This is a genomic window from Ruegeria sp. YKSD179, from assembly GCF_059612885.1.
The window spans coordinates 41,206-52,344 of the sequence record NZ_JBXWRL010000039.1 but is presented as its reverse complement, the minus strand read 5'-3'; the positions used below and the strand labels follow the sequence as shown (position 1 = coordinate 52,344).

10 protein-coding genes, 1 other RNA gene and 1 riboswitch are annotated in these 11,139 nt (G+C 54.3%); of the genes, 4 read left to right on the top strand and 7 right to left on the bottom strand.

The window, feature by feature from the left end; all coding sequences use genetic code 11:
• Nucleotides 1-157 precede the first annotated feature (157 nt).
• Both AC2FNE_RS17225 and AC2FNE_RS17220 read right to left on the bottom strand, forming a co-directional pair.
• Nucleotides 158-1,027 carry a TauD/TfdA dioxygenase family protein gene (locus AC2FNE_RS17225; RefSeq protein ID WP_170603319.1) on the bottom strand — a complete coding sequence of 290 codons (870 nt, stop codon included), beginning with the start codon at nucleotides 1,025-1,027 and terminating at the stop codon, nucleotides 158-160.
• A 75-nt stretch (nucleotides 1,028-1,102) separates the two neighbouring features.
• A complete protein-coding gene (locus AC2FNE_RS17220; protein ID WP_170603321.1) occupies nucleotides 1,103-2,860 on the bottom strand; it encodes a DNA polymerase III subunit gamma/tau in 1,758 nt (585 codons plus the stop codon).
• A 170-nt stretch (nucleotides 2,861-3,030) separates the two neighbouring features.
• On the opposite strand from AC2FNE_RS17220, the gene AC2FNE_RS17215 reads away from it, so the two are divergent.
• Nucleotides 3,031-3,534, top strand: a complete 504-nt coding sequence (locus AC2FNE_RS17215) for a protein-tyrosine phosphatase family protein (protein ID WP_170603323.1) — start codon at nucleotides 3,031-3,033, stop codon at nucleotides 3,532-3,534.
• Between the two features lie 2 nt (nucleotides 3,535-3,536).
• Here the strand turns inward: AC2FNE_RS17215 and AC2FNE_RS17210 are convergent, their stop codons facing one another.
• The 4 genes from AC2FNE_RS17210 to AC2FNE_RS17195 form a co-directional block, all read right to left on the bottom strand.
• Nucleotides 3,537-4,043, bottom strand: coding sequence for a hypothetical protein (locus tag AC2FNE_RS17210; protein ID WP_170603325.1), 507 nt, complete (start codon nucleotides 4,041-4,043; stop codon nucleotides 3,537-3,539).
• Nucleotides 4,035-4,254: riboswitch (cobalamin riboswitch) on the bottom strand. (Overlaps the previous gene by 9 nt.)
• Before the next feature lie 242 nt (nucleotides 4,255-4,496).
• Complete coding sequence (rsgA, locus tag AC2FNE_RS17205; RefSeq protein WP_170603327.1) at nucleotides 4,497-5,525, bottom strand: ribosome small subunit-dependent GTPase A; 1,029 nt, start codon at nucleotides 5,523-5,525, stop codon at nucleotides 4,497-4,499.
• Between the two features lie 176 nt (nucleotides 5,526-5,701).
• An RNA gene (ffs, locus tag AC2FNE_RS17200) (signal recognition particle sRNA small type) lies at nucleotides 5,702-5,800 on the bottom strand.
• A 39-nt stretch (nucleotides 5,801-5,839) separates the two neighbouring features.
• Nucleotides 5,840-7,675, bottom strand: coding sequence for a bifunctional 2',3'-cyclic-nucleotide 2'-phosphodiesterase/3'-nucleotidase (locus AC2FNE_RS17195; RefSeq protein ID WP_496805872.1), 1,836 nt, complete (start codon nucleotides 7,673-7,675; stop codon nucleotides 5,840-5,842).
• A gap of 228 nt (nucleotides 7,676-7,903) precedes the next feature.
• Between AC2FNE_RS17195 and nudC the strand changes: the two genes are divergently transcribed.
• Together nudC and AC2FNE_RS17185 are read left to right on the top strand one after the other, a co-directional pair.
• Nucleotides 7,904-8,887, top strand: coding sequence for an NAD(+) diphosphatase (gene nudC / locus AC2FNE_RS17190; protein WP_170603329.1), 984 nt, complete (start codon nucleotides 7,904-7,906; stop codon nucleotides 8,885-8,887).
• A gap of 38 nt (nucleotides 8,888-8,925) precedes the next feature.
• On the top strand, nucleotides 8,926-9,393 hold the full coding sequence (locus AC2FNE_RS17185; protein ID WP_496805871.1) for an SRPBCC family protein: 468 nt from the start codon (nucleotides 8,926-8,928) through the stop codon (nucleotides 9,391-9,393).
• Between the two features lie 139 nt (nucleotides 9,394-9,532).
• Here the strand turns inward: AC2FNE_RS17185 and AC2FNE_RS17180 are convergent, their stop codons facing one another.
• Entirely contained in the window at nucleotides 9,533-10,366 is an 834-nt protein-coding gene (locus AC2FNE_RS17180) for a prephenate dehydratase (protein WP_496805870.1), read from the bottom strand.
• Between the two features lie 119 nt (nucleotides 10,367-10,485).
• Between AC2FNE_RS17180 and AC2FNE_RS17175 the strand changes: the two genes are divergently transcribed.
• Entirely contained in the window at nucleotides 10,486-10,995 is a 510-nt protein-coding gene (locus tag AC2FNE_RS17175; RefSeq protein ID WP_170479668.1) for a c-type cytochrome, read from the top strand.
• The last annotated feature ends 144 nt before the right edge of the window (nucleotides 10,996-11,139 follow it).

Below are 11,139 nucleotides of genomic sequence, written 5' to 3'. Positions count from 1 at the left end.
GGGTCAAATCACGCCCGGACTCTGTCCATTTCGCCAATTTGCGGAACTCGCATCTTAAACCCGCTGCCACACCGCGTTCTTGTTATCCAACCAAAACTTCGCAACGGAACCTTGTCAAGTCCTCACCAACAACTTCAGTAATATCCCAGGGCGGGGCTCAGACGATGCGCACCCTGTCTAACCCATCGTCATCGGTGACGGAACAACATATCGAGCGAAGAGTTCGTGGATAGCCGTAATCCCAGGGGCGCCCTCGGTGGAGTGTAGCGCGCTCGTCCCAAATCAGCACGTCGCCCACATTCCATTTGTGCGAGTAAACGTAATCAGGCTGCGTACAAAAGGCGATCGCCTCGTCCAGTATCTCTTGACTTTCTTCATGGCCCATACCTTCGATCGCAAAGGCGTGCGATGCGATAAACAAGGCTTCCTCACCGGTTACTGGGTTTGGCCAGACAGCGCGCCACGGTCGATCGGGCCAACGTGTCATGTTCGGTAATGCGGCAAGATCGGTCGATATCTTGGAACGAGAGTGTGACAAGCGGTGCCAGATGACAGCATCCTGTAGAACGGATTTCAAATGCTCGGGCATCTCAGACCATGCGGCGCGAGTCGATGCAATTTCGGTTTCCCCGCCAGAGGGTGGAACGACATGAGCCGTCAGAATGTTGATAAGGGCAGGCACCGGTAAAAAAGTGCTGTCGGTATGCCACAACATGTTGGCCTGCAAATCCAGCAATCTGAGATCATCCTTCGCCCGTACGCCAGACTTGGTTTGATTTGTAAGCTCGGGAACGTGAAACGAAACGTCGCGCCCGGCAGCCATTGCTTCGCGGTTTTCCAGCGGACCAAACAGCTCTCCCAATCGAATATGATCGTCATCGGTCAGGGATTGCGCCGGAAACAATAGTGCGGAATGCGTTTCGAAAGCTCTTCGGATTTCAGGATAAAGATTGCCCTTGTCAACTTCCCTGAGGTCGACGTCATGGATAGTGAGTCCGAATTTGGGGTGCAGCGGGGTCGAGTGCATTAGGTTCCTCCGTCACATGCCTAACCACAGCATGAGCGACACGTTGTGGGGCTTTCCGCTTTGATCGAGTCAAAGTTAGTCTTCTTCGAACGGGTCCCATTCGTCTTCCACCTCTGGCAGAGCTTCGGTCTCGACTTGGGCTGCCTTTTGTTCTGGTGTTTCAATATTGGTGATCCGAGCCTTTGGGAAATGCGCCAGAACCGCTTGAACCATCGGGTGTTGCTCTGCCTGATTACGCAAGGCTAAGTCAGCAGTGTCGCGAAGTTCCGCAATTGTAGGGGCCTCTCCCTCCGATACGATTGAGACGGCCCAACGATTTCCAGTCCAGCGCTGCAAAGCCGAACCCAGCCGGGCAGCCAAGTCAGAGGGTGCTTTATCGGCCGGTGTGAACTCGATCCGACCAGGCTGGTATGAAACAAGGCGTATGCCGTTCTCGACTTCGACCAGTAACTTTACGTCGCGGTTAGAACGGATCAGTTCGACAACATGGTCGAACGTCGGATACCGCGCCAGCGCGGTTTGAGTGTCTTGGGCCAAAGCAGCCGTCGGTGCGCCGGCGCTTCCACGTGGCGTGGCGGCATATGACGCAGGGGCCGACACATGCGTTGTAGTAACACTTTGGCCTCCATTCGGAATACCGCCGCCCGGGCCGCCGGGTGGCGGCGTCGGCGCATCTTGCAGACGTTTCACCAGCTCTTCCGGGCTGGGAAGATCGGCAACGTGCGTAAGACGAATGATTGCCATTTCCGCAGCCATCATACTGTTTGGCGCTGCGGACACTTCCTCCAACGCTTTAAGCAACATCTGCCACATTCGGGTCAGGACGCGCATAGGCAGCGTTGAGGCCATATCTTGACCGCGTGCCCGCTCATCCGGGGAAACAGTTGGGTCCTCCGCCGCGTCTGGTGTGATTTTCACAACAGAAACCCAATGTGTTATTTCGGCTAAATCACGCAGTACCGCCAATGGATCTGCGCCCTCAGCATACTGTGCGCTCAATTCCGTTAACGCACCTGCGGCGTCGCCCCGCAAGATCATATCCATCAGGTCCAACACGCGACCCCTGTCAGCCAAGCCCAGCATGGCACGAACCTGGTCTGCGGTGGTTTCGCCGGCACCGTGCGAAATTGCCTGATCCAGCAAAGAGGTCGCATCGCGGGCTGATCCTTCGGCTGCGCGGGTAATCAGCGCCAGTGCGTCATCTGCGATTTTAGTGTCTTCCGCCGCCGCGATCCGGCGGAGAAGTGCGATCATATCCTCGGGCTCGATCCGACGTAGGTCAAACCGTTGGCATCGCGACAGGACGGTCACCGGGACCTTTCGGATTTCCGTCGTGGCAAAGATGAATTTCACATGCTCGGGCGGTTCTTCCAGAGTCTTGAGCAGCGCGTTAAAAGCGCTGGTCGACAGCATGTGAACTTCGTCGATTATATAAATCTTATAGCGCGCGCTCGCTGCGCGGTAACGTACGCTGTCGATGATTTCTCGGATATCGTTCACACCCGTGCGGCTGGCGGCATCCATCTCCATGACGTCAACATGGCGGCCTTCCATTATCGCTATGCAATGTTCGCATTGACCGCATGGTTCAGTCGTTGGTCCGCCTTCGCCGTCAGGGCCGATACAGTTCATGCCCTTGGCTATTATTCTGGCTGTTGTCGTCTTACCGGTGCCTCGAATACCGGTCATGATAAAAGCCTGCGCGATCCTGTCTGCTGCAAACGCGTTCTTTAGCGTCCGAACCATAGCGTCCTGCCCCACCAGATCGGCAAAGGTTTCGGGACGATATTTTCGGGCGAGAACCTGATAGGCGGGGCTGGGCGTGTCGGTCATGTCTGCTTTCGCGGATTCGTATTCAGACCGCAGCGTAGAGGCCCCTGTCGTCCGCGTCCACAGCGGGTAAGCAGGATTTTGTTTTGGAAACTGCGCTGGCAGAGTTAAAATCACCGAGTCTGATGTCACGCGTAAGACTTACTGGGTAACGTTTCGGGGGGAACGGCAAGATGTCTCAAATGGTGATTCATGCGTTGCAAGTGGGCGGTGGCACACTTGCGCTAACCTCAATGCCTGGGCGGAATGGTGATTATTCCGGTGATCTTGAGATGATTTCCGGCTGGCGTCCGGGTCTTGTGATCTCGATGGCGACTGAAGTTGAGATGATCATGGACGGCGCTCGCGACTTTGGACGCGACGTACAAAGCCGCGCCAGCCGTTGGGTTCACCTTCCGGTCGAGGATTTTGGGGCACCATCGGCGGAAATCCGCAAACGCTGGGGTGTTGCCAGCGCATCAGCGCGGCAAGCGCTCTCCGGCGGTGGTCGCGTCTTGGTTCATTGCCGCGGCGGGTGCGGTCGTTCGGGAATGGTCGTACTCCGATTAATGGTCGAATGCGGCGAAAATCCCGATACGGCGCTGACGCGATTAAGGGCCCTTCGCCCCTGTGCGGTTGAGACTGATGACCAAATGCATTGGGCGACAGCGCCGGCTGTCGTTTTCGCGGCGCAATAGCCCTAGAGGATCGCACAGTAATCTGGTTCAGCCACATCTATTTCAGATATCGTTAGCGCCTGGAGCATGGCGCATGGGGGATTGTATGTCGCACTAGATGGCAGGATACCAAAATCTGTCCCAAACATTAGCTCGGCAAAGGTATCTAACAGATCCATTTGGGTGTCAGTTTCCACTCCGCAATAAAGGCGCACTTCGTCCACCCGTGCACGAAACTTTGCGGTGCATCCGTTTTTGCAATACGCCAGTTCAACGCTGCCTTCGATTTCGATATCGCGCGTTGCACTCCGTCCCGAGGCTAAGATGGATTTAGCCAGCTCACGGCCCGTGCGTGCCATCGCAGGGCACGCGGTGCCCGTGCGATGGCAAATCGTGGCCGTAAATCGATGTGTTTTCGTGTTCCAGATCATGATGTGCCCTCCGCACATTGGACGATGGGCTTTGTTCGGGAAGACCCGCGTATCACGGTCTGACCCCAACCGGACGCCCCGCCCGAGTTTCGGTTTCATTTTTTGATGGCAGGTCTCCTGACTTGCGGGTCGTCGCTTTGCCGACCTTCCCAGCCTGTTGGCCAGTGGTATTTCGGCATCGCTTTCCGCTTACAGTTGCGGGGGCAGTCTCGGACTTGAACCATTCCGGTATCCCAGGAAGGTCGCACCGTGTTCCCTTTTAATCCCGTCCTCAATCGAGGGCAGGGAAACCATCAGCCAACGGCTAATGGCCAAACCACACCCAAGTCAAGCTTGCTGTATTCTGGAGTGTGAGCTTAAGGCTCAAACTCAGGGAGAAAAACGCAAGGTAAATCCAAACATAGGGTTTTATCGGTTCACTCAGTTGGAACCTTTAGACTTCGGATTACGATAGGTCGAACACCTAGTGGTCGTTGCATATGGAAATGCAGCTGTTTGTCCCCGGATGATACCGGCATGAATATTGGGCGCCGGTTGCGCGGCGCCCAAATTTTAAATCCGCTTTTGTGCCTTCTTGTCCAGCATAACGGACCTTACCATTTTGCCGAATGCCTTGTCTCGAGCGCGGGCTTGCGCGACGGATTCTGAATTGTGCAATTCCTCACGTCGCAACTTGCGCCAACGATCAAGCCGTGCGGCATCCAATTCTCCCGCGGTGATAGCTGCCTGAATGGCGCAACCGGGTTCTGACAAATGTTGGCAATCAGAAAATCGGCACGCTCTCGCGAGGTCGATAACCTCCGAAAACACTTCATCTACACCCTCTTCGGCATTGAGCAACCGCAATGCCCGCATTCCAGGTGTATCGATAAGCCATCCGCCGTTTCGCATCTTGATAAGGGCGCGCGAGGTCGTTGTGTGCCGTCCTCGCGCATCATCTTCGCGGATACCAGCCGTTGTGTTGGACTGACCGGTCATCCCGTTTGCCAGCGTCGTCTTTCCAACGCCCGAGGACCCGACCAGAGCGCCAGTCTGACCCGTTGGGCACCATGACAGAAGATGTTGGATATCAGCCGCATCCAGCGCATTTACACTCAAGACAGTTATGAATGGAGCCAGGCTTTCAGCACGCGAACTATAGTCTGCTACGTCCTTGCAGGTATCGGCCTTGGTTAAGACAATCACAGGATAACATCCCGCCTGATGTGCCAGCGCCAGATATCGTTCGAGCCGAGGCAGGTTGAAATCAGCGTTGCAAGAGCTGACGATGAACAAGACGTCGACATTTGCTGCAATTAACTGTGACTTGGCATTTGTACCAGCTGCACGTCTTTGAAGCAGGCTGCGACGTTCCAACAAACGCTGAATGCGACCATGTTCATCGGCCAGTACCCAGTCGCCGACAGCAAAATCTCCGGTCGACTGATTTGGGGTCGTTAAAGGCACCTCGCCCTCAGGCGATAGGCCTATAAGGCGATCTCGATGAACCGCTGAAATACGATATGGATTCAGTGAGGCATCAACCGCGTGTTGTGCGGCAAAATGAGAGGACCATCCAAGGTCCGAAAGTGAAAAAACCATTGTTCTGCCTGTTTTCAGGTCAAAAGGCCAAGGGATGGCGAACGCGCATCCTCAGGTCGTGTGTTCAGGCAATGATCAGTTTGTGTGTTCTCAGAAACCATCAGCCCGAAGGGTCATTGCTACAATCATAAAGGCCCTCCTGCCGCTGATAGAATTTACGCGCGATACACGTTCGAGAGTGAGAGGCTGGACATCGACCCAAGCGGGGCTCGTTGTGGCTGCTTCCTTCCGGACCTGACCAGGTTGGCGAGGCGCTCGCCCGCGCCAACCTCTCACCGTGTGATATAAGTGTCAGGACATAAAATGGCAACCCATCACAGCGTGAGTTGGACTTGCATAAAGCCTTCGTCATCAAGTCCCAAATCAATCGGTCGGTACTCTGCAAGTTCATCAATGTAATTCCGCGCATTAGGCCCGGTTTTGAGGATTGCAGTTCTGCTGCCCATAGGGGCAAAAGAGAACGGTTTTACTGTTTCGGCCAAAAGGGTTGGCTGCAAATTCCCGGCCAGATAATCACGCAGTGCATCCTGAATGCGAAGCGATGGCAAAGAAATCAGTCGCTGGTTTTTCGCAACTGGAAAGTCGCCACCAGCATTTGCCCGATAGTTGTTTAAAACGACGACAAAAATCTGATCCTCCGTGATTGGCGTGCCATTGAAGCTTGCGTCGAGAATGCGTGAATTAGCAGCGTCTACCAGGCTACCGTCACAGTTAAAACGGGCAGGTTTTGAGAGGTCGATTTGCCAGGTCGCTCCGTAAAGGATGTCAAAGTTATGACCCGTCCAATGTGGATTAGTCAAAAGATGGGGGCCGTCTTTTGATAGCTGACTGAACAAGCCTGCAGACATTTCAAGCCAGTCCAGAATCTGTGCCCCGTTTGCAAGGACGGCGCGAAGTTCGTTTGGAAAAACGTGAATGTCCGCAACATGGCGCATCGAAATTTCACCGGCAGGCACATCGGTGTAGTATCGCGGTCCTGCCCTGCCACCGAATTTGGCTGGTGCGACCGCTGAGAGTACCGGAATATCCGCAAATTGCGTGTTGGCTAGAAACGGCTTCACAGCTGCGGCCTGTGCCTCGGCCAAAAGACTCAGGCTCCTGTCGGACCCACAATAAGAGAAATAGCTGTGCAGGGGTTTCGTAATTCGTCCAACCGGCTCGGCAGACTGTGCCCTGGTCTCTACATGGCCGGCCGCGAAAAAAGCCGAGATTTCTGCGTCCTCCGCCACTGTGGATCCGTCAACGTCCGATTGGATTGATCTTAGTTCGGCCTGGCTATTTTCGACCCGCCATTTTTTGTTCTGATCCCGTTTCAGGGATAGGTCAATGATCCCCAAATGTGATCCTGCCCATCCGGGCATAACGACGGGTTTGTCGTGTACAAGACCTCTTGCGTGGTCGACGTGTTTTAACCCCGCGTGCCCAGGACCCGGCAGTGTCAGGTGCGTGTGCCCTGCTATGATCGCATCAATGGCGTCTATTTCCGCCAAAGGTATTGCGGCGTTTTCCTGACCGTTTTCAAAAGTATCGGCTCCTAATCCGGTATGGGCCAGGGCCACAACCAAATCGCACCCCAATTGCTTCAAATTTGCGGCAGTGTGATGGGCAGAAGTGACAATATCCTCAACCTCGGCCTTACCTTTAAGTTTGTGGGCTTCCCATTGGAGTGTTTGCGGTGGCAACACTGATAAAACGCCGATGCAAATCGGTTCGTTATTGCCGTTTAAAACAACCGAGCGAGGAAGGATTGCATAAGGATGCCAAGGGCTTTTCAGGGCCTTGTACCGCATATTCGAACACAAAATCGGATACGTGGCCTTTTCAGCGATTTGTTCGAGAAATGCGACTCCGAACCCGAAGTCATGATTGCCCAAGCCTACGGCATCATAACCCAATGCAGCAAACGCTTGTGGTAGTGGATGGGTGTGCCGAATGGTTTGGGCTGCCCACTGACCGTAGGGTGTGCCCTGTAGGGAATCGCCGTTGTCAAACATCAAAACAAGGGCGTCATTCTGAACGGCTTGTTGCCGTGCTTCGCGGATCAAGGTTGCGGTTCGGGTGAGTTCGATCCGTGTGTCCGTGCAATCAGCGTAATAGTCGTAGCCAGTCACGTTCATATGGATATCGGAGGTGGCCAGAATCCGAATCATGGCGCGGTCGTCTTTGCGCTGGCCTACCGGCACTTTTGGTTTGGTGATCAAGTTATGAGCTTCTTGCGGTCAAAATATTTGTTTGTTCATAATGTTCGGGACGATTGCGACTTCCGCGGCGATTGTGCGGTTTTTCAAACGCGACATTTGCATTTTGCCCGATGAACGCCCGTTGCACCAGAGGGCAAGACGTGGCAGCCCTTGGTTCGGACTTGAGGGAGCAAAATAGTGAAACGCGCGGAACAGGTAACATTCGGCGGTTCGGGTTTGGACCGCGCGGCGCATATTCGAGGTGACGCGAAAATGCTGGCCAAGGTAAAGTCTGGTGGGGCCGCTAAATGTCATTTGATTTGGCGCGGTAAGGTTCTTGTGCAGGGAGAGGGGTTGGATTCACTTGCATCGGTCCCAATGCATCATGACATAATAACACAGGGGCCTGGCGGCGCGGTTGAACAACCTGTTTTTCTGGGTCTTGGCGATCAAGATGTGCCGCATTTTGCAATGGACATTTCAGGTTGGGACGCAGAAGGGTTGGACATTTCCGGTGTCGGCGCATTTGTAGATGGAAGTGAACAGCAGCATCCAGATTTGCCAACAGGCCATGTTTTTGCTGAGCTGCGTCGAATCATGACAAGGCTGTCACCGCGGGATGCGGAATTGGCCGCCTCCGCAAAGGCGGTCGTGGGGTGGCACGAAACGCATCGCTTCTGCGCCCGTTGTGGCGCGGGCAGCGAAATCTCGCAAGGAGGGTGGCAGCGCAGTTGTCCTGCGTGCGGGGCGCAGCATTTTCCGCGAACCGACCCCGTGGTGATCATGCTGATAACCCATGGAAATTCTGTGCTGATGGGACGGTCGCCCGGATGGCCGGAGGGGATGTATTCTCTGTTGGCCGGATTTGTGGAACCTGGTGAAACGCTAGAGGCCGCCGTCCGTCGTGAAGTGATGGAAGAAGCTGGAGTTCCCGTCGGCGCTGTGCAGTATTTGGCGAGCCAGCCTTGGCCTTTCCCGGCGTCGCTTATGATGGGGTGTTCGGGTCAGGCTCTGTCGCGCGACATTCAAATTGATCCGGTCGAAATTGAAGACGCCATTTGGGTCACCAGAACAGAAATGATGCAGGCTTACGCAGGTGAGCATCCAAAGCTGCTGCCTGCCCGAAAAGGAGCGATTGCACACTTTCTTTTGCAAAACTGGCTGTCAGACACGCTGGATTGACGAAAGCTTGGTTCGTAACAAAGACTAATAAGGCAAAAATGAAGTTTTCAGCGCAGGAAGACATCGAAGCTCCAATCGATGCGGTATTCGCCTTTGTGTCGGATTTCGATAGATTCGAGCGTTTGGCCGTTCGGCGAGGCGCTGACGTGCGACGAATTTCTGCGCAACACTCTGCAATCGTTGGAGCCAAATGGGAGACCGTAGTCAAAGTGCGAAGCAAACCTCGCCAGATCATGGTTGAAATGACTGAATTTGATCGGCCTTCTGCGATAAAATTTAGGGCCAACAGCAAAGGAATGAAGGGTGAAACTTCGATCGAGCTTCTAGCACTTTCCAAGGGTCGCACACGCTTGAAAATCTCAATGTCGCTAGCGGCCAAGACCCTTACGGCGCGTTTGTTGTTGCAATCCCTTAAACTAGGGCAGTCACGTGCCCGGCGCCAGTTTCAATCGCGACTGAGTGACTTCGCCCGCGATGCGGAGGAACGTTACCGTCACAGCATGTAGCCCGTCCACAGGTGGGTTTGGGTGCGCAGTGTTACGGTGACGCTGATCGTTAAATCGTTCTTCAAGGAGTTTCGTTCAGCTGTAAGACAGGACTGGTGCAGCGCTTAGCGGGGGTCCGAGATTCGTTGGTATAAATGTTCTAGCCTCTTGGCCGGGCCGCAGGGTACACGCCCAAAATTTCGACATTCGTTGTGAAGTGTTCAAGTTCGTCGAGGGCAAGTTGTACATTTCGGTCTTCTGGGTGGCCGACAATATCCGCGTAGAATTGCGTCGCAGTGAAAGATCCATCGATCATGTAACTTTCCAGCTTTGTCATGTTAACGCCGTTGGTGGCGAAACCGCCCATGGCCTTGTACAAAGCCGCGGGGATATTGCGCACCTGGAAAACGAAACTCGTGATCATTTCATGTTCGCCGCGTCGCGTCGTGTCGGCTTGCGGTGACATAACAAGAAAACGGGTAGTGTTGTCGCCGCGGTCTTCAACGTGCCGGGCCAAAACATTCAGACCATAAATCTCACCAGCCAATTCGCTGGCCAGGGCGGCCGAATGCCTGTCACCCAGTTCGGCGATCTCGCGGGCGGCGCGCGCATTGTCAGGGCTGACCCGGCCACGAATACCGTGTTCTTTAAGGAAACCTTCGCATTGTGGAAGCAACACTAAGTGGGAGTGAGCTTCGGTAATTTCTTCTAACGTCGCGCCGGGCACTCCCAAAAGGTTGATATGAACCCTAACAAAGGCTTCTTCGATAATATGCAGCCCACTATGAGGAAGCAGTCGGTGAATGTCGGCAACACGGCCATAAGTGGAATTCTCCACCGGCAGCATCGCCAAATCCGCCTCGCCGGAACGGACCGATTCGATAACATCTTCAAAAGTTCGGCAGGGTAAAGCATCCATTTCTGGCCTTGCATTGCGGCAGGCTTCGTGGCTGTAAGCGCCGGGTTCCCCTTGAAAAGCGATGCGTTTGGTCATTTGATCGATTCCGTGCAACAAGTTCCCACATTGGGCGTTTCGTCGCGGTGTCTATACCTTGCCTCTTGCGAGGGGAAGCCTTAGACACCCCGAAGACAGCTGAAATGGACTCGCGATCAATGTTCGACACGATGACAGTTACCAAGGCCGCAGCCGGCCTGTTCGGAACCTTCCTTGCGCTTCTTCTGGCCAAATGGGGCGGAGATATCCTGTATCATGTGGGTGGCCACAGCGCGGAGGCTGCTTACGTGATTGAGACGGAAAGCGCCGGTGAAAGTGCTGATGGTGAAGAGGTTGTGTTCGAAGAGCTTTTAGCAGCTGCAGACCCGGAGAAAGGTGCCCGTGTGTTCCGCAAATGCACGGCTTGTCACAAGCTGGAAGACGGCGCAAATGGCACAGGTCCATACCTGTACGCTATCGTTGACCGGCCGGTTGCGTCGGCCAAGGGCTTTACCGGCTATTCGGCGGCCATGCAGGCACATGGCGGCAATTGGACACCCGAAGCGCTTGATGCGTTCCTTGAACGTCCAAGCGGCTATATCTCGGGTACTTCGATGAGCTTTGCCGGCCTGAAAAAGCCTCAAGAACGCGCCGATTTAATTGCATATTTGCAAACCATCGGAAATTGATCCTGCTATTCCATCGCAAAGATTCAAGGCCGCCGCAAACCGCAGCGGCCTTTTTTTGTCTGATGAAATCTTCACAAAGCGTTCACGCAGTCTAAACTTGCAACAGGCAGTGTTGGACTTTTACCTAACATGAACGACATAAAA

Excerpts from the sequence above, each read along its gene's own strand:
- AC2FNE_RS17225 (WP_170603319.1), bottom strand. The coding sequence starts at position 1,027 with ATGCACTCGACCCCGCTGCACCCCAAATTCGGACTCACTATCCATGAC.
- AC2FNE_RS17220 (WP_170603321.1), bottom strand. The coding sequence starts at position 2,860 with ATGACCGACACGCCCAGCCCCGCCTATCAGGTTCTCGCCCGAAAATAT.
- AC2FNE_RS17215 (WP_170603323.1), top strand. The coding sequence starts at position 3,031 with ATGTCTCAAATGGTGATTCATGCGTTGCAAGTGGGCGGTGGCACACTT.
- AC2FNE_RS17210 (WP_170603325.1), bottom strand. The coding sequence starts at position 4,043 with ATGAAACCGAAACTCGGGCGGGGCGTCCGGTTGGGGTCAGACCGTGAT.
- rsgA (WP_170603327.1), bottom strand. The coding sequence starts at position 5,525 with ATGGTTTTTTCACTTTCGGACCTTGGATGGTCCTCTCATTTTGCCGCA.
- AC2FNE_RS17195 (WP_496805872.1), bottom strand. The coding sequence starts at position 7,675 with ATGATTCGGATTCTGGCCACCTCCGATATCCATATGAACGTGACTGGC.
- AC2FNE_RS17185 (WP_496805871.1), top strand. The coding sequence starts at position 8,926 with ATGAAGTTTTCAGCGCAGGAAGACATCGAAGCTCCAATCGATGCGGTA.
- AC2FNE_RS17180 (WP_496805870.1), bottom strand. The coding sequence starts at position 10,366 with ATGACCAAACGCATCGCTTTTCAAGGGGAACCCGGCGCTTACAGCCAC.
- AC2FNE_RS17175 (WP_170479668.1), top strand. The coding sequence starts at position 10,486 with ATGTTCGACACGATGACAGTTACCAAGGCCGCAGCCGGCCTGTTCGGA.